Source organism: Rugamonas sp. FW305-51 (genome assembly GCF_058786935.1).
On the sequence record NZ_JBYSZG010000052.1, the window covers coordinates 1 to 18,264 of the forward strand.

General features: G+C 64.4%; 14 protein-coding genes. 5 read left to right on the forward strand and 9 right to left on the reverse strand.

Annotated elements, in window-relative coordinates; genetic code table 11:
* Positions 1-236 precede the first annotated feature (236 nt).
* The 5 genes from AC3WOS_RS24580 to AC3WOS_RS24600 all read right to left on the reverse strand — a co-directional run bounded on the left by AC3WOS_RS24580 (position 237) and on the right by AC3WOS_RS24600 (position 7,964).
* Positions 237-986, reverse strand: a complete 750-nt coding sequence (locus AC3WOS_RS24580; protein ID WP_492719430.1) for a transposase — start codon at positions 984-986, stop codon at positions 237-239.
* Between the two features lie 125 nt (positions 987-1,111).
* Entirely contained in the window at positions 1,112-2,758 is a 1,647-nt protein-coding gene (locus AC3WOS_RS24585; RefSeq protein WP_492719432.1) for a methyl-accepting chemotaxis protein, read from the reverse strand.
* Positions 2,759-2,914: 156 nt separating this feature from the next.
* The gene (locus tag AC3WOS_RS24590) at positions 2,915-3,595 is read right to left on the reverse strand and encodes a response regulator transcription factor (protein ID WP_492719434.1); all 681 of its coding nucleotides are present in this window, start codon (positions 3,593-3,595) and stop codon (positions 2,915-2,917) included.
* 37 nt (positions 3,596-3,632) lie between these two features.
* Positions 3,633-4,796: a PAS domain-containing sensor histidine kinase gene (locus tag AC3WOS_RS24595; protein ID WP_492719435.1), complete on the reverse strand. Its 1,164-nt coding sequence runs from the start codon at positions 4,794-4,796 to the stop codon at positions 3,633-3,635.
* 51 nt (positions 4,797-4,847) lie between these two features.
* Positions 4,848-7,964, reverse strand: coding sequence for an SNF2-related protein (locus AC3WOS_RS24600; RefSeq protein ID WP_492719437.1), 3,117 nt, complete (start codon positions 7,962-7,964; stop codon positions 4,848-4,850).
* 198 nt (positions 7,965-8,162) lie between these two features.
* Between AC3WOS_RS24600 and AC3WOS_RS24605 the strand changes: the two genes are divergently transcribed.
* Both AC3WOS_RS24605 and AC3WOS_RS24610 read left to right on the forward strand, forming a co-directional pair.
* On the forward strand, positions 8,163-10,511 hold the full coding sequence (locus AC3WOS_RS24605) for a Tex family protein (RefSeq protein WP_492719439.1): 2,349 nt from the start codon (positions 8,163-8,165) through the stop codon (positions 10,509-10,511).
* 226 nt (positions 10,512-10,737) lie between these two features.
* The gene (locus AC3WOS_RS24610) at positions 10,738-12,306 is read left to right on the forward strand and encodes a S8 family serine peptidase (RefSeq protein WP_492719441.1); all 1,569 of its coding nucleotides are present in this window, start codon (positions 10,738-10,740) and stop codon (positions 12,304-12,306) included.
* 96 nt (positions 12,307-12,402) lie between these two features.
* Here the strand turns inward: AC3WOS_RS24610 and AC3WOS_RS24615 are convergent, their stop codons facing one another.
* A complete protein-coding gene (locus AC3WOS_RS24615; protein ID WP_492719443.1) occupies positions 12,403-14,004 on the reverse strand; it encodes a hypothetical protein in 1,602 nt (533 codons plus the stop codon).
* Positions 14,005-14,337: 333 nt separating this feature from the next.
* Here AC3WOS_RS24615 and grxD point away from each other — a divergent pair, with 333 nt between their 5' ends.
* Entirely contained in the window at positions 14,338-14,649 is a 312-nt protein-coding gene (gene grxD / locus AC3WOS_RS24620) for a Grx4 family monothiol glutaredoxin (protein ID WP_492719444.1), read from the forward strand.
* Positions 14,642-15,235 (forward strand): UbiX family flavin prenyltransferase, encoded by a 594-nt coding sequence (locus AC3WOS_RS24625; RefSeq protein WP_492719445.1) that lies wholly within the window; start codon positions 14,642-14,644, stop codon positions 15,233-15,235. Before grxD ends, AC3WOS_RS24625 begins: the two co-directional genes overlap by 8 nt.
* 185 nt (positions 15,236-15,420) lie before the next feature.
* On the opposite strand, the gene AC3WOS_RS24630 is transcribed toward AC3WOS_RS24625, so the two are convergent.
* From AC3WOS_RS24630 to AC3WOS_RS24640, 3 genes are all read right to left on the reverse strand, one after another.
* Positions 15,421-15,591: a hypothetical protein gene (locus AC3WOS_RS24630; protein ID WP_492719447.1), complete on the reverse strand. Its 171-nt coding sequence runs from the start codon at positions 15,589-15,591 to the stop codon at positions 15,421-15,423.
* A gap of 319 nt (positions 15,592-15,910) precedes the next feature.
* Entirely contained in the window at positions 15,911-16,318 is a 408-nt protein-coding gene (locus tag AC3WOS_RS24635; protein WP_182151733.1) for a hypothetical protein, read from the reverse strand.
* 277 nt (positions 16,319-16,595) lie between these two features.
* Positions 16,596-17,654 carry an MBL fold metallo-hydrolase gene (locus tag AC3WOS_RS24640; protein WP_492719448.1) on the reverse strand — a complete coding sequence of 353 codons (1,059 nt, stop codon included), beginning with the start codon at positions 17,652-17,654 and terminating at the stop codon, positions 16,596-16,598.
* A 127-nt stretch (positions 17,655-17,781) separates the two neighbouring features.
* Between AC3WOS_RS24640 and AC3WOS_RS24645 the strand changes: the two genes are divergently transcribed.
* Entirely contained in the window at positions 17,782-18,189 is a 408-nt protein-coding gene (locus tag AC3WOS_RS24645; protein ID WP_492719450.1) for a MerR family transcriptional regulator, read from the forward strand.
* Positions 18,190-18,264 lie beyond the last annotated feature (75 nt).

The window sequence follows — 18,264 nt, forward strand, 5'->3', positions numbered from 1 at the left end:
CTGGCGGTACGATCACACTCGCCATACCGCGAGGTGAGTAGGCATACGCCTGCAGTACCGAGCTTTCACGGTAACACAATTTGCGAATTCTCAAACCGTGTTACGTCCCCCTTTTTGATTGGCCGATTGGCGGTTACAGGCATTGGAGCTGCCTGCCGGCAGGTCAAAAAATGGGGACGTACCCCATTTCTCGAAAAATGGGGTACGTCCCCATTTTTTCCGTGGGATGACGCGTTTTAGGCCGGGAGCGGCGCGCTGGAGGCATCAGGCGCACCAGCCGGTACGTCGTCCGTGGTGGTCGGCTTCTTGAACGGCCGGCCCCGCTTGGCGGGCAGGACCTGGCGCTTCATCTTGTGTTCCAGCGCAAGCTTGTACTGGTCCGAGCCCAGCGGCCAGCCCTTGAGCACGGCCCGGTTGATGGTGTCGACCTGGGCCGCCGTCAGCGCCGTCTCGCCGAGCGCGATGTAGGCCGCCTCGCGCTGGAATGGCGTGTTGCCCAGCGCCCAGTACTGCGGATGGTCGGTGATCAGGGCGTCCACCTGCAGGCCCGCATGGTGGGCGTAGCTGGACCAGGGATAGTCGCCCGCCCCCGCCGCCAGCCCGGCCCGCACCGGGTTGAACTCGATGTAGCGGCTGCATTGCAGGAAGAATTGGTCGGCGTCCACCACGGAAGTCTTGTAGCGGCCATTCCACAGGGTGCCGCTGCGGCCGTATTTCTGGTTGAAATAGGGCACGTAGTAACGGCCTATCCACTGCATCATGTGGCCCAGGCCGTCCGCGTCGGACGGCGTGACCAGCAAATGCACGTGGTTGGGCATGAGCACATAGGCGTGGATGGCGACCTTGTAGTTGCGGGCGGCCGTGCGCAGCCAGCCAAGGAAGGCCAGGTAGTCGGCCGTGTCCTGGAACACGGGCTGACCGTTGTTGCCACGCTGGATGACGTGGTGCGGCTGGGTGGGAATGATGAGGCGGGGCAGTCGGGCCATGGCAAAATCAGGGAAAAGTGGGGCCAGCGAGGGCGGATCAAGTCGCTATCTTACCCGCTCCGCACCACTCTGTCCCCGATTATTTTTCCGCAATGGAAAATCGGCCCGGCTCTGTCCCTATTTAATCAGAACTCTTCCCACTCGGGTGCCGCGGCCCGTTGCTTGCCGGGACGGACGGCGGGCAGGGCCGTGCGGCGGGGCGTGGCAGGCAGGGCGCGCGGCGCCCCATGGCCCGTCAGCTGGAACACGCTCACCACTTCGGCCAGGGCCGTGCTCTGGTCCTGCAGCGACGCGGCCGCCGCCGCCGCCTCTTCCACCAGGGCCGCGTTCTGCTGGGTCACCTGGTCCATCTGCGCGATGGCGCGGTTGATCTGTTCGATGCCCAAGGTCTGCTCCGTGCTGGCGGCCGTGATGTCGCCGATGATGTCCGTCACGCGCCGCACGTTGATGACGATTTCCTTCATCGTGCTGCCGGCCTCGTCCACCAGGCGGGCGCCTGCCTCCACCTTGTCGACCGAGTCGCCGATCAATTGCTTGATTTCCTTGGCGGCCGCCGCGCTGCGCTGGGCCAGGTTGCGCACTTCGGAGGCGACGACGGCGAAGCCGCGTCCCTGCTCGCCGGCCCGGGCCGCTTCCACGGCCGCGTTCAGGGCCAGGATGTTGGTCTGGAACGCGATGCCGTCGATGACGGCGATGATGTCGACGATCTTGCGGGCCGACGCATTGATCATGCCCATGGTATCGACCACTTCCTCCACCACGGTGCCGCCCTTGACGGCCACTTCCGAGGCCGACAGGGCCAGCGAGTGGGCCTGGCGCGAGTTGTCGCCGTTCTGCTTGACGGTGGCCGTCAGCTGCTCCATCGAGGACGCCGTCTGCTGCAGCGAGCTGGCCTGCTGCTCGGTGCGGGCCGACAGGTCCAGGTTGCCGCTGGCGATCTGGCCGGAAGCGGTGGCGATGGTGTCCGTGCCCTGCCGCACCTGGCCGACGATGTTGACCAGGCTGGCGTTCATGTCCTTCAGCGCCTGCAACAACATGCCCGTCTCATCGCCGCTGCGCACGTCGATCCGGCTATTGAGGTTGCCGGCCGCCACCGTCTGCGCCACCTGCACCGCCTTGTGCAGCGGCCGCGTGATGGAGATGGCGATCATGTAGGCGAACCAGCTGCCCAGCACCAGGCCGCCGGCCACCAGCGCCAGCAGGAAGCGCTGGCCGTCGCGGTACTGCTGCTGCACCTGGGCCGCCAGGGCCCGGCCCACGTCGGCCTCATAGCTGCCAATCTTTTCCACATTGCTCAGGTAGGCCGCGAACTGGCCTTCGAGCTTGCTGTCGACCAGCTGGCGGGTCGCCGCCTGGTCCGTCTTCTTGAGTTTGAACACGGCGTCGCGGGTGGCCGCGTAATCCTTGCGCACGGCCGCCACGGCCTCGAGCAGGGCTTGTTCTTCCTTGCTGGTGAGCATGGGTTCCAGCTGTTTCTGGATGGCGTTGACGCGGCTCCGGGTGGCCGCCGCCTGCTGCGCCTCGGTGGGCGACTCGGCCTGGTCCGAGTTGCGGGCGAACGCGATCACGCGGATGCCGGAAATACTGATCAGGTTATGCCATTCGGCCGTCAGGCGTTCCTTGAGCATGGCCTCGCTCACCATCTGCTCCGTCAACCGCCCCACTTCCTGCAGGCGCCAGATGCCGGCCCCTGCCATGACCATCATCAACAGCAGCACCAGGCCGAAACCGCCGCCCAGCCGTACCCCAATCTTTAAGTCGGAAATCTTCATTGCGAACTCCCCCCAGACATGGACAAGGCGCCCATCCGTGGTCCGGCGATCCGGTCAGATGGTGCGTGGAGAGTTCATACTACGTGATGGATAGCGGAAGAAAACTCACATATTCCCACCAGCAACAAAAAATTGCTGAGCAATATTGAGAAAAAGTCAAGAAATGTTAAAGCTGGCCGACAGGCTGTAACCTTCGCCGTAGGCGCTGCGCAGGGGCAGGTCCTGGCCCAGGCCGGTGCGTGCCTTTTTGCGCAAACGATACACCAGCATGTCGACCCGGCGGCCGGCGTCGGGATCGTCGCCGCCAATGCCGGCCACGATCACCTGCCGCGGCACGGGCCGGGTGTTAATGGTGAGCAGATGCAGGAAATTGCATTCCTTTTCCGTCAGCGTGATGGCCATGCCCTGCAGTTCCAGCTGGCGGGCCGACACCCGCAGCGTCCACTTGCTGGGCACGGGCACCGGGTCTTGCGGCCCCACGCGCCGGTCCAGCGCCTCGATGTGGGCGGCCAGCTCGGGGAATTTGATGGGCTTGGTCAGATAATGGTCGGCCCCCAGGCGCAAGCCGAGGATGCGGTTGTCGAAGGCCACCCGGCCCGTCAGCACCAGCAGACCGATCTGCGGATACAGCTGGCGCATGCGGGGAATTACATTGAAGCCATCCTCATCGGGCAAGCCCAGGTCCAGCACCACCACGCCCACCTTGCCCTGGCTGAGGGCGGACCACATCTCGCTGGCGTTGTTGGTGATGTGCACTTCGTGTTCAAGCTCAGTCAAGAACTCTGCCATTTCCTCGGCATAGTCCAGATTGTCTTCCACGATGAGTATTTGCGTCATTGATGCGCCATTCGGTCCGATTATTGAGCAATCGTGCTCAGTTCTGCCCCGCGGCAGAGTGAACTTGCGTCGGGGAATTATCACTGCTGCCCAGTCCTTGTGCAAGGCTTTTCCCGGCGGCGGCCGGCGCCGGCAACCAAATCCGACATTCCGCGCCGCTTTCAGAAACATTTCGTATGCTCACGGTGCCGCCCTGCACATCGACCACGGCTTTTGCCATATACAAACCCAAACCCGAGCCGGGGATGCCGGCCGCGTTGCTGCCGCGGAAGGACTTGTCGAACACGTGCGCCAGCTCGGCCTCCGGGATACCGGCCCCATGGTCGCGCACCAGCAATTCGATGCCGCCTTCCATTGCCTTTTTACCTATCAATTCTATCGCGGTATCGGGCTTTGTGTACTTAATTGCATTGTCGAGCAAGACTTCTACTGCCAGGCGCAAGCCATCCGGGTCGCACCGTATCCATTGGGGCAGGCCGCTGCAGTGGACGCGGATGGCTGCGCGCCGGGCGCGGGCCTGGGCGGCGGCCGTTTCCAGCAGGGTCTGCGGCGACAGTTCATTGGGCTGGCGGACCCGGCCGATGCTGGCCAGCCGCTCCGGCGACAGGTAATCGTCGAGCATGGCCAGCAGGCGGTCGACGGCCGTCTGGATCTTGCGGTAGCGCTTGCGGGTCGCTTCGTCGTGGTGGCCGCCCGTCATTTCCAGGCGCTGGATGGCGCCGTCGATGGTGGCCAGCGGGGTGCGGAATTCATGCGACACCATGGACGCGAATTTCTTTTGCTGTTCGGCCAGTTCGCGCCGCGCGCTCAAGTCGCGCACCACGCCCACCAGGGTGGCGGGCCGGCCATCGTCGCCCAGCACCACGGTCGATTCGATCTCGAGCGGCAGCAGGCGGCCGTCCGCATGGGGCTGCTCGCACTGGCGCAGCACATGCATGCGGCTGGCGTCGCCGGCCGCCAGCCGGGCCAGCCGGGCCGGCAAATCGGCCAGCAGGGCGGTCGCCAGCGGCTGTACCGTGTCGAGCCGGTAGCCGAACTGGCGCTCGGCCGCCGGGCTCAGGTAGGTCAGCCGGCCGCTGGCGCAGTCGGCCATCCAGCTCACTTCGCTGCTGTGCTCAAGCAGCAGGCGGTAACGGGCCTCGTTGACTTGGGCCTGGCGCAGTGCGAGTTGGAGTGCCTCGAGTTCCTCAGCTGTTTGCATGGATGAAACTACATTTATAAAACAATAAGCACCAGTATAGCCCGCTGCGCCTTAATCGGCCAGCGGGGCGAAGATCTGTTGCAAGTCTTCCTGGGTCAGGGCCATCTTCTGCGATTCGCCCTCGGCCAGGATCGATTGCGCCAGGTCCGACTTCTTCTGCTGCAAGACCTGGATCTTTTCCTCCAGCGTGCCCTTGGCGATCAGCTTGTAGACGAACACGGGCTTGTCCTGGCCGATGCGCCAGGCCCGGTCCGTGGCCTGGTTTTCCGCCGCCGGGTTCCACCACGGATCGTAATGGATCACGGTATCGGCCGCCGTCAGGTTCAGGCCCACCCCGCCCGCCTTCAGGCTGATCAGGAAGATCGGCACGGCCCCCTGCTGGAATGCGGCCACCTGGGCGCCGCGGTCCTTGGTGTCGCCCGTCAGCAGGGCATACGGGATGTCGCGCGCCTCCAGTTCCTGCTCGATCAGTTCCAGCATGGAAGTGAACTGGGAGAACACGAGGATCTTGCGGTCCTCTTCCAGCAAGTCTTCCACCATCTGCATCAGGTCGGCCAGCTTGGCCGAGCCGGCCGTCTGCTTCTTGGCCGGCAGCGACTTGACCAGGCGCGGGTCGCAGCACACCTGGCGCAACTTGAGCAGCGCTTCCAGGATCACGATCTGGCTGCGCGCCACGCCCTTGCGGTCGATTTCGTCGCGCACCTTCTGGTCCATGGCCAGCCGCACCGTCTCGTACAGGTCGCGCTGGGGCCCCGTCAGCTCCACCTTGCGCACCATTTCCGTCTTGGGCGGCAATTCCTTGGCCACGCTGTCCTTGGTACGGCGCAGCAGGAAAGGCTTGATGCGGCGGTTCAGCAGGGTGCGCCGCAACGGGTCGTCCTGGCGCTCGATGGGGTGGCGGAACAGGCTGTTGAAGCTCTTCTCGTCGCCCAGCAGGCCCGGCAGCAGGAAGTGGAATTGCGACCACAGCTCGCCCAGGTGGTTTTCCAGCGGCGTGCCCGACAGGCACAGCCGGTGGCGGGCCCGCAGCAGGCCGGCGCTCTGGGCCGCCTTGGAGCGGGTGTTCTTGATGTAGTGCGATTCGTCCAGGATGACCAGGTGGAAATCGTGCTCGCGCAGCTTTTCTTCGTCGCGCGGCAGCAGGGCGTAGGTGGTCAGCACCAGGTCGGCCTGGTCGATCTGGTCGAACTGGGCCATCCGGTCCTTGCCTTGCAGCAGCAGCACGCGCAGGCTGGGCGCGAAACGGGCCGCCTCGTCCTGCCAGTTGCCCATCAGGCTGGTGGGGGCGATTACCAGGGTGGGCGCCGTCAGCCGGCCCGCCTCCTTTTCCACCAGGATGTGGGCCAGGGTCTGCACCGTCTTGCCCAGGCCCATGTCGTCGGCCAGGATGCCGGCCAGGCCGTATTCACGCAGGAACTGCATCCACGCCAGGCCGTCCGCCTGGTAGTCGCGCAGCGTCGCCTGCAGGCCGGCCGGGGTGGCCACCCGCTTGACGGCGCCGAACTGGTTCAGGCGCGCGCCCATCTGGCGCAATTCCTCGCCGCCCGTCCAGCGCAATTCCACGTTGCGGGCCAGCTCGTCGAGCCGGGCCGCGTCCAGCGTGGCCATGCGCAGCGACTGCTTGATCTTGTCGCTGAAATACAACTCGCCCAGCGTGTTGAGGATGGGCTGGACCCTGCCCCACGGCAGGGCCACCCGGCTGCCGTCGGGCAAAGTGGCCAGCATCTGGTCATGGGCCGCGTAACCGGCCATGGTTTTCGGGTTGAAATCGAGCGGCGCGTTGCGGATCAGCTGCACCAGCACCGGCAGCAGCGGCACCCGCTGCTGGTTGACGACGATGCCCAGTTCCAGCTCGAACCAGGCGTGGCCGCCGTCGGCGCTGTCCAGTTCCACATCGGCATACCAGTCTTCCACGGCCGTCATGTCGTAGCGGTAGCGCGGGCTCTTTTCCACTTTCCAGCCCTGGGCCTGGAGCGCGGCCAGGCCGTCGTCGGCAAAGCGTATCCAGTCGGCCTGGCCGGGCAGCAGCTGGCCGCCCTTCACGCTGCTCAGCGGCAAGGCCGTCGGCTTGCGGAAACCCATGGTCTGCAACACTTCCAGCGCGGCCGTCTCGGCCGCCGTGTCGCGCTGGATGATTTCCGTCACGTCGCCACGCTGGCGCACCACGCGCTGGGACGGGTCGAACGAGACCCGTTCGCCGTCGTAATCGTAGGACAACACGGCGAAGTCGTGCCAGCGCTGCAGGCTGCCGTCGGCCAGCATGGCCGCGTCCAGCAGCAACACGGGACGGGGCCGCACATCCTCGCGCAGGCGCTGGGGCAGGGGCTGGGGCAGCGGCATCAGCTGCTGCAAGCCGTGCGCCAGCAGCAGCTGCGACACGCGCACCTTGTCGTTGGCCGTCAGCAACGGCGCCTGGGCCACCAGCGCCTGCAATTCGGCCAGCGGGATGGCGGCGCCGCCCTGGTTCAGCTGCAGCACGCCGCACGACAGGTTGTCGATATACCACGGCGGGTCGGTCGGCAGCATGTAGTCGATCTGGTCGGCGCCATGGTGGCGCGCGCCCTCGGGCGCCTCGACCTGCCAGCCCAGGCGCAAGCCCTTGCCTTCCTCGCGCCACACGAGGTTGGCCGGACGCAACGGTCCGGCCTTGAGCGGGTACACCAGGCCGTTGCCGACGTCGGCCCAGGAGTTAGCCCACAGCAATTTCTCCTGCTCGGACAGCATTTGCAGCAGGGCCGCGCCGATCTTGCCGCGCGGCTCGGTGGCGCTGCCCGTCTGGGACGCGGCGCCGCTGCGCATGGCCACGAAGAAACGAATCAAGTCCTCGTCGCCGGGGGCGAGGAAGGTCGGCGGGGTCGACAGCAGCGAAAACACTTCGCTCACGGGACTGGCCGCGGCCACGTCGCCGTTGGCCCGCAGCCGCGCCTTGTACAGGCACAGGGCCACGTGGCGGCCGCCGCTGGTGGGCGCCATCACGTAGATCAGCCGGAACTGGGTTTGCTTGGGATCGGCATCGGCCGCGACCGGGGTCAGCTTGGCCTTCGGATGCGCAGCCGCATCCACCCGCTGCAGCCAGGTGGCGACAGCGTACGACAATTGGGTCGCGGGCGGCGCGGGGCGTGCCGGAACGGCTGGGGCATCGGTGGCGTCATCGCGGGTAAAATCCATAGGGCGCATTGTTGGTCTACGATGGTTCAAAAACGGCAACAGGCAATATTATCCGCCATACGCGGCTTCGTGTTTGCGTAATCTTCAGCAAGCTGAACGGCGCGGGGGCCGGTGCATAGTCCTATTGGGCTGTCAAGACTGGCGCAATCGCCCCGATTGCGTATCATTCCGAGCTTGACCGCTTAGGAACCACCCCTCATGTTGCCTTCCATCGAACACCGTCTTGCCCTGGAACTGGCCGCCAAGCCCGTCCAGGTCGCCGCCGCCATCGCCCTGCTGGACGAAGGTGCCACCGTGCCCTTCATCGCCCGCTACCGCAAGGAAGCCACAGGCGGACTGGACGATATCCAGTTGCGCCTGCTGGAAGAGCGGCTGCGCTACCTGCGCGAGCTGGAAGAACGCCGCGCCGCCATCGTCGCCTCGATCACCGAGCAGAACAAGATGACGCCTGAGTTATTAGATGCCGTCATGCACGCGGAAGACAAGACCCGGCTGGAAGACTTGTATCTGCCGTATAAACAAAAACGCCGCACCAAGGCCCAGATCGCCATCGAGGCGGGCCTGGCGCCGCTGGCCGACGGCCTGCTGGCCAACCCGGAACTGACTCCTGAAATGGAAGCCAACAAGTTCCTGCGCGAACCGTTCACCACGGCCGACGGCAACAATCCCGGCGTGGCCGACATCAAGGCCGCCCTCGACGGCGCGCGCCAGATCCTGATGGAACGCTTCGCCGAGGACGCCACGCTGCTGCAATCGCTGCGCGAATACGTGCTCGATCATGGCGTAGTGGAATCGAAAGTCATTGAAGGAAAGCAAGAAGAAGGCGAAAAATTCGCCGATTACTTCGATTATTCGGAAACCCTGGGCACCGTGCCCTCGCACCGGGCCCTGGCACTGTTGCGTGGCCGCCGCGAAGGCATGCTGGACGTGACCCTGCGGCTGGACACGGAAGCGGAAAAACCGAAGTGGGACGCCCCCCACAACCCGTGCGAAAGCCGGATCGCGGCCCGCTTCGGCATCAAGCAGGCCGGCCGGCCGGCCGACAAGTGGCTGGCCGACACGGCGCGCTGGACCTGGCGCGTGAAGAGCTTCATGCACCTGGAAACGGAACTGATGGGCGCCCTGCGCGAACGCTCGGAGCAGGATGCCATCAACATCTTCGCCACCAACCTGAAGGCGCTGCTGCTGGCCGCCCCGGCCGGCCAGCGCGCCACCATGGGCCTGGACCCGGGCCTGCGCACGGGCGTCAAGGTGGCCGTGGTGGACGCCACCGGCAAGGTGGTGGACACGGCCGTCATCTACCCGCATCAGCCCAAGAACGACTGGGAAGGTTCGCTGCACACGCTGGGCCGGCTGGCCGCCCAGCACAATGTGTCGCTGATCTCGATCGGCAACGGCACCGGCTCGCGCGAGACGGACAAGCTGGCCCAGGACCTGATCAAGCGCCATCCGGAGCAGAAGCTGACCAAGATCGTCGTGTCCGAGGCGGGCGCCTCGGTCTACTCGGCCTCCGAATTCGCCTCGCGCGAGCTGCCCGACATGGACGTGTCGCTGCGCGGCGCCGTCTCCATCGCCCGCCGCCTGCAGGATCCGCTGGCCGAACTGGTCAAGATCGACCCCAAGTCGATCGGCGTGGGCCAGTACCAGCATGACGTATCGCAAACCCAGCTGGCCCGCTCGCTCGACGCCGTGGTGGAAGACTGCGTGAACGCGGTGGGGGTGGACGTCAACACGGCCTCGGCGCCGCTGCTGGCGCGCGTGTCGGGCCTGTCGGCCTCGGTGGCCCAGTCCATCGTCACCTACCGCGACCTGAAGGGCGCCTTCCCGTCGCGCGCGGCCCTGAAAGCCGTGCCGCGCCTGGGCGACAAGACGTTCGAACAGGCGGCCGGCTTCCTGCGCGTGATGGGCGGCGAAAACCCGCTGGACGCCTCGGCCGTGCACCCGGAATCGTATCCGCTGGTGGAAAAGATCCTGGGCGATATCAAGAAGGATATCCGCGCCGTGATCGGCGAAACGTCCCTGATCAAGACCCTGAGCCCGGCAAAATATGCCGACGACAAGTTCGGCGTACCCACCGTGACCGACATCCTGAAGGAACTGGAAAAGCCGGGCCGCGACCCGCGTCCGGAATTCAGCACCGCCACCTTCAAGGAAGGGGTGGAGGAAATCCGCGACCTGCGTCCGGACATGATACTGGAAGGGGTAGTGACCAACGTGGCCGCCTTCGGCGCCTTCGTCGACATCGGCGTGCACCAGGACGGCCTGGTCCACATTTCGGCCCTCTCCAACAGCTACGTCAAGGACCCGCACGCGGTGGTCAAGGCGGGCCAGGTGGTGAAGGTGAAAGTGCTGGAAGTGGACGAGAAGCGCAAGCGCATCGCCCTCACCATGCGCCTGACCGACAGCGCGCCCCAGCCCGGCGCCAACCCGCAGCAGCGGGCCGACCGCAACGACCGCAAGAGCCTGGGCCAGCACCAGAAGCAGGCGGCCCGCACGGAAGCCCCGAGCGGCAGCATGGCGGCCGCCTTCGCCAAGCTGCGCGGCTAGCAGCCGGCCCCGCGCGCGCAACGCCGGCCCTCGCGGGCCGGCGTTGTTGCTTGCGCGGCAACGGTTTATGTGGTTTATTCGCCAATCATGCACAATATCGAATTAATATGATTGACCCCGCCCCGGAACGCCCCTAGCATCGGTTTTCGATGGCCGCTAAGCGCGGCCGTCGCGTTTCTGGTGTATCGGTAGCAACAATCTATCCATTCATTTCCAGGGCTAAATCATGTTCGATAATAAGAAGAGCAATCTCCGCGCACGCGTCCTCATCGGTACGCTGGCGGCCGGCGTCGCTGCGCTGGCACCCCTTGCCAGCGCGGCCACGGCGGACAACACACGGGTCATCGTCGGCTTCAAGCAAGGCGCCAGCGCCAACGGCAAGGCGGCCATCGCCGCCGCCCATGGCCAGCCGGTGCTGGACCTGGCCGAAATCAACGCCACGGCCGCCGAGATCCCGACCAAGGCCCTGGCCGGCCTGCGCAACAATCCCAATATCGAATTCGTGGAAGTGGATGGCAAACGCACACCCACCAGCGCGTCCACGCCATCCACCGGCAACCCCTACCAGCTGGGCCAGCAGGTACCGTATGGCATCGCCATGGTACAGGCCAACCAGCTGCCCGATACCTACGCCGGCAACCGCATGCTGTGCATCATCGACTCCGGCATCGACCTGGCCCATGAAGACCTGCACGACAACCGGGTCAGCGGCGATGCCAACCCCGGCACCGGCGCCTGGGACACAGACGAGCTGCACCACGGCACCCACGTGGCCGGCACCATCGCCGCCATCGACAATGCCGGCGTCGGCGTGGTCGGGGTCAACCCGGGCCGCCAGCTGAACCTGCACATCGTCAAGGTATTCGGCGCCGACGGCTGGGCCTACACTTCGACCCTGATCGGGGCCGCCAACAAGTGCGGCGCGGCGGGCGCCAACGTCATCAGCATGTCGCTCGGTGGCGGCGACCGCAGCATCGCGGAGGAGCGTGCGTTCGACGGCCTGGCCAAGCGCGGGGTGCTGTCGATCGCCGCCGCCGGCAACGACGGCAACGACGTCCAGTCCTACCCGGCCGGCTATGCCAGCGTGGTGTCGGTCGCCGCGCTCGACCAGAACAGGCAGATCGCCGGTTTTTCCCAATACACTCCCAAGGTCGAACTGGCCGCGCCGGGCGTGCAAGTGCTGTCGACCGTGCCGATGGGCAGCGGCCGCAACGCCGCGCTGACGGTAGGGGCGGCCAGCTACGAAGCCGGCGCCATGGATGGCTCGCCGGTGGCCACGGTCACCGCGCCGCTGGCCGACTTCGGGCTGGGCACGGCGACCGATGCGGCCATGGCCGGCAAGGTGTGCCTGATCAAGCGCGGTACGATCTCCTTCGCGACCAAGGTCAGCAACTGCCAGGCCAGCGGCGGCGTGGGCGCCGTGGTCTATAACAATGTGGCGGGCGCCCTGAACGGCACCCTCGGCGGCACGGTGACCAATATTCCTTCGGTGGGCGTGTCCGACACGGACGGCGCGAGCCTGAAGGCGCAGCTGGGCCAGCCGGCCACGATGCAGGTGACGGCCACCAACTACGCGCTGTTCAACGGCACCTCGATGGCGACGCCGCACGTGTCGGCGGTGGCGGCACTGGTGTGGAGCTACTTCCCAAGTTGCAGCGTCAGCCAGATCCGCAGCACGCTGGACAAGACCGCGCTCGACCTCGGCGCGCCGGGCCGCGACCCGTACTTCGGCTACGGCCTGGTACAGGCCAAGGCGGCCTATGACCGCCTGCACGACCTGGGCTGCGACAACTAAGCCCGCCCGGCGCCTGCCCGGCTTCGGCCGGGGAGGCGTCGCGATACACTACGCTGCCGCCGGCGCGCCATCACTAACTGGTCAAGAGAGTGAGATTCAAACGTCTGTTTCAACAACCGGACATTTGACGGACTTGGCGGGATTCACCTGGACCGCCTGTTGATTGGCATCGAGCACCCATGCGCTGACGGGCTTCGGAGCGGTGCCATATGGGGTTTCGTTGGCAATCTGGATTAACACCACATTCTTGTTCTTGCCTTGCGAGCAGTTTCCCTGGATCGCGTAGCCTTGGTTGGGCGCGCGCGGAGGCAAAGGAATATCAACCACTTTCAGTGGCGACTTTGCCAATTCGGACGCATTCAGGTTGCCGTGGACCGGATTGTCGATCACAAACACGGCGGCATCCGTATGGGAATAGGGACTGCCTTCCAGGGACGCCGCACGCTTGGTCAACACGGTCAAGGCCTTGCCCGATAACGTGGCAGTGGACACGGCATCCCAATTGTCTTTCAGCTCCTTGCGGGTCGGTAGATTGCCAGCCTGCACCATTTCAGCCGCCCCCCCATTGGCCGCAACCTTGCCTGTGCCTTTGCCTGCATCCTGCGCTTCAGACGGCGTCGCCTTGAACTGATAGCGGCCATCGTAGGGCACATCGCCCCAGTCACCGGAACAACGTTCGGCATGCAATTGCACGCTGCCACTGCCGCGCCGTACTGTCATTTTGCAGTTGCCGGCATTGAACTGCCAGCCGCCTGGCCCTTCGGCCAACTGGCCTTCGCCGATGCCGGAACGCAGATTGCCGGCCTTGCCTTTTTGCTGCACCACCAGTTCAAACTTCCCGTCCGCCGACACGGTGAAAGTGCGTTCAAAATTGCGGTCGGAAGCATCGTAGACGCCCGCGACAGGATAGGCGCCAGCCGCCCCTTGGGCGCCCGTCTCCGCCGGCGGCTGCGCGGTGGTCGTCATGACTGCCGCGCCGGCATGATTGGCGGCCGAGACGTTGCCATCGCCAGTGTTGGAAACGCCGGACACCCACACGCGCATGGTGTCGTGAGGATAATCCCAGTCGTAGCCCATCTGGACAAACATGGAACCGATGTAAAACACGCCGCCGCCAGCCATGAAGCTGCGGGCCACCGGATCGTTAGGATACGGCTTGGACGGCGCCACCGGACCGTCGTCGCGCACCTGTCCGGAACTCTTGTTGTAATTCATTTTTGCCGGCCACGGACTGCGCACACTGACAAAACTGATGTTGTAGGCCAGATCGGTGGCACACATGCGCAGATTGTCAAACTTTTCGCTCTTGCGCTCGCTGGTCCACAGGGTCACGTTGTAGTTTACGCATTCGTTTGGCGTGTTGGTCCGATTTGACCACTGATCCAGCGTCTTGGCGTAGCCGGTAATACGAATGGCCAACTTTGGAAACGCGGGCGGATTCATATCGTCCTTGACCGGATAGGCCTTCAAAATATCCTTGAGTTTGGTATCCGTCAATTTCTGATAACTGGCGGACGCGCCCGCATTTCCCTGCTCACCTTCCTTGGCGCCGATGCCATTCTTGCTCAAGGCCTTGTTGAAACTATTCTTGATCATGGCACCCAAATCGAATGCGGACTTGGTTTCTTCGGCATGGCCTGTCATCGCGAACACCACCGTGGCGGCTGCGACCAGTGATTGAGGGATCGAAATTTTCATGAGGGAAAGATATAAGGAAAGGGAAAGGGGGCGCACCTGACGATCAGCGCCGGACCTGCTCGCATACGTCTGCGCAAGCACCTGGAAATTCTAAGCTATAAATTAAGAAATATTTATCTATTTTTAATATTATGCAGAAAAGGCAACGCCAGCCCAAGCCCACCCGATCAGCGCCAAGGGCGGCGCCGCCATCCGTGACGTGGTCGCGCCGGCCATTGTTGCCATGACAGCCAAGATGCAAGGAAGATGGTTGCGGCCAACACCCAAATGTACCGGCCCCGCCGTTTTCTTATAAAATACAGGCATCTTTATTTTATTTACCTTGAGGCAGCTATGAGCGACGTACAAACCTGGATCAAAGAGACGGTGACCAGCACCCCCGTGGTGCTGTTCATGAAGGGCACGGCCCAGTTCCCGCAGTGCGGCTTTTCCGGCCGCGCCATCCAGATCCTGAAAGCTTGCGGCGTGGAAAACATCGCCACCGTGAACGTGCTGGACGATCCTGAAGTGCGCCAGGGCATCAAGGAATACTCGAACTGGCCTACCATTCCCCAGCTCTACATCAAGGGTGAATTCATCGGCGGTTCCGACATCATGAACGAAATGTATGAGTCGGGCGAACTGAAAGCCCTGCTGGATGCCTGATCGTCCGCAGCGGCTCGTCATCGCCATCACGGGCGCCACCGGCGCCGTGTATGGGGTGCGGCTGCTGCAGCACTTGCAGGCCATGCCCGGCGTCGAGACCCATGTGATCGTGTCCGACGCCGCCGTGCTGACCCTGCAGCAGGAAACGGGCATGACGCGCCGCGCCGTCGAGGCGCTGGCCGACGTGGTGCACAAGACGCGCGACGTCGGCGCGTCCATCGCCAGCGGTTCGTTCCAGTCCGACGGCATGGTGATCGCGCCGTGTTCGATGAAGACGCTGGCCGCCGTGGCCCATGGCCTGTCCGACAATCTGATCGCGCGCGCGGCCGACGTGGTGCTCAAGGAGCGCCGCCGGCTGGTGCTGATGGTGCGCGAGACGCCGTTCAACCTGGCCCACCTGCGCAATATGACGGCCGTGACGGAAATGGGCGGCATCGTGTTCCCGCCCCTGCCCAGCTTCTACCACCGGCCCCAAAGCATAGACGAGATGGTCGACCATACGGTGGCCCGCGTCATCGACCTGTTCGGCATCGCCCACACGCTGGCGCCCCGCTGGAACGGCCTCAAGCCCGCGACGGACGGCTGACACCGGCCGCACGGCCGATTCCGCGCCGCTTGCGCCCCTGCACCTGAAGCTGGCCGCCGGCCCGATGGCCCCCGCAGCACACTATCGCTCGGGCGGCACTGGCCCCCGCCTGCCGCAGGGTCGCAGCGATGGCAACACATTCTGCTCAACAGCCCGGACCTTGCCGGCCCCGGCGCAACTCGCGGCTAGCGTTTCTCGAACTGGGCGCCGCAAGCTTGTTTCAATTCCCTGGCTTCTTCCACCTTGCGGCGCTGCGCGATGCGCTTGCGCATCACTTCCGCATGCTGGGCCGCCGTCATGGGCGGCACGGTCATCAGGTCCTTCAACTGTGCGACGTTGCTGTAATTACTTTTCATATGGCGGCTCAAAGGCTCGACTCCGTGGTGAAAACTGCTGCGACGCGAAAACTAACCCAATTATGAGCCACTATTGGCATCTGCGCTGTAAAGAAGCGAGTCATTGCAAAAAAGAAATGGCCCGTCCGCCATTGTGCACCCCGTGCGTATCGTCCACATGACAGGGCGCAAACGGCGTGGGCCGCCGCGGACGGGTAGAGTTTTGCCGGGTAGCAAAAGACCAAATAAAAGTCGGAGGGAATTTAAGAGAGCTTAAATTTATGCGGAAAATGCGGCCAGCCTGCGTCCTGTTTTGTTCAGGACAATTAATAGCATTTTGTTACTTTTGGTAATTGACGCGCACCAGCATGCGGATAAATTCACGCGCGATCTGGCGGTGATGTTCATCGAGCCGTTGCAAATCGGCGATCAGCTTGACGTCGGCCGATTCAAAGCGCGACAAGCCATTGCCGCCCTCGCCGGCCGGGGCGCCGGCCTCCGGTCCGCCAAAGCGCAGCCATTCCGCGGGCACGCCCAGCCATTGCGCAATCATGCGCAACTTTTCCTGGGTCGGTATCGCCTCGCCTACCAGCCACTTGCGCGCCGCGTGGACCGTGATCGGACGGCCATCGAAACGGATGTTGAACTCCCGTGCCAGGCGGGTGGGACTGTCGGGAGAGTAGTGAGCATTTTTGAGTGCCTGTTGCAGGCGCTGGCTAAAGCTTTCGCGTTCATTGGAAGAATTCATAATTGCACTATTTCACGTTGCCGCATGAAAGTCAGTCTCTTGGATGCAAACACTAATTGTGACATAAATGGATTTAACGTTTGACATTCTATTTCACATGCGCACCGCCAATGACCAACACCGCCGCCAAACTAAATTTGGTGACGGTCAGTGAAAATACCAGCCCAGGCGGGATACGGACGGAGGTTAAATGGCAAGATTGATACCATAACATTTATACCCGCCCCCGGCCAGTGGGGCCATGTTATTTCCACATGCAAACTGACCTGCGGCCCGATCAGCGCAGCCGAAATCTTATGATGCCGTCTGCCCCCGTTTCGCGGCGCACGATACCGTCCTGCCACAGTTTGTGCAGGTGGGCCAGCGCCTCGCCCAGCGCGAAGCTGAGCTGGTGGGCGTCCAGCGCCCGCTTGAACATGATGGGCACGATGTCGGCCGCCGCCTGCCACTCGGCGCAGGCGGCCACCACTTCGGCCAGCCGCTCCACGTGGTGCTGGCGCAGCTGGGCGATGCGGGTGTGCAGGCCGCGGAACGGCTTGCCGTGCGACGGCAGCACCAGCACGTCGTCCGGCAGGGCGGCGAACTTGCCCAGCGAATCGAGATACAACCCCAGCGGGTTCGCTTCCGGCTCGACGGCGAACACGGAGACGTTGGTGGAAATGCGCGGCAGCACCATGTCGCCCGAAATCAGCACGTTGAGGGCAGCGCAGTACAGCGACGCATGCTCGGGCGCGTGGCCGAAACCGGTGATCACTTGCCACTGGTGGGCGCCGATCGCCAGCAGCTGGCCATCCTGGATGCGGCGGTAGCTGTCCGGCACGGACGGCACCAGGCTCGGGTAGTACTGGCGCCGGCTGGCCATCTTGTCGAGCATGTCCGGATCGCGCAGGCCGTGGCGCTGGAAGTGGGGCAAGGCGGCCGGGCCGTCCACGCCGGGCAGGGCGGCCGACATCATGCGCGCGAACGCATATTCGCCGGTCGTGGTCCACAGCGGCGCCTGCCAGCGCCGCCCCAGCCAGTCGGCCAGGCCGATGTGGTCGGGATGGCAATGGGTGGCCAGTACCCGCTGCAGCGGCCGGCCGGCCATGGGACCGGCGAACAGGGCTTCCCAGCCGGCGCGGGTGGCGTCCGTGGCCACGCCGCAATCGACCACGGTCCAGCCGGGCGCGCCCGTCTCGCCGTCGCTGTCGTCGAGCAGCCACAGGTTGATGTGGTCGAGCGCGAACGGCAGCGGCATGCGCAGCCAGGCCACGCCGTCCGCCACGGGGACGGTGGTGCCGACGGCGGGCACGGTGTCGCCCAGCGGATACTGCAGTTGCGATTCAAGTGGATTCATGGCGATCTTTCCCGGCAGGCGCGCTACAATGTGATTGACGTTGACGTAAACGGAAGCAGAGCACCGATTGTAAACGGCACCTGCCCCCCCGTCATCCGGATTCCGCCACTTTACCGCAAGCCCAACAATGCCGACCTATACTATTACCGAACTGGCCCGCGAATTCGACGTGACGGCGCGCGCCATCCGCTTTTATGAAGACCAGGGCCTGCTGAGCCCCTCGCGCGAAGGCGCGGGCGGGCGCAACCGCGTCTACACGCCGCGCGACCGCACCCGGCTCAAGCTGACCCTGCGCGGCAAGCGCCTGGGCCTGGCCCTGTCCGAAATCAAGAGCCTGGTCGACATGTATGAATCGCCCAAGGACACGGCGGCCCAGATGCACCGCTTCCTCAACGTGCTGTCGCAGCACCGGGAAACGCTGGAACAGCAGCGCGAAGACCTGGAAATGGCATTGGCCGAGCTGACGGCCCATGAAGACGAATGCAAACGCCTGCTGGCGGCCCTGGCCGACGAGCAGCAGGGCGCCGTCCCATAGGCGGCGCCAGGGGCCGCATGGGCGGCCTTGCCTGTTTCACTTGACGTTTACGTTAACGTCACACAAGCGTATCAT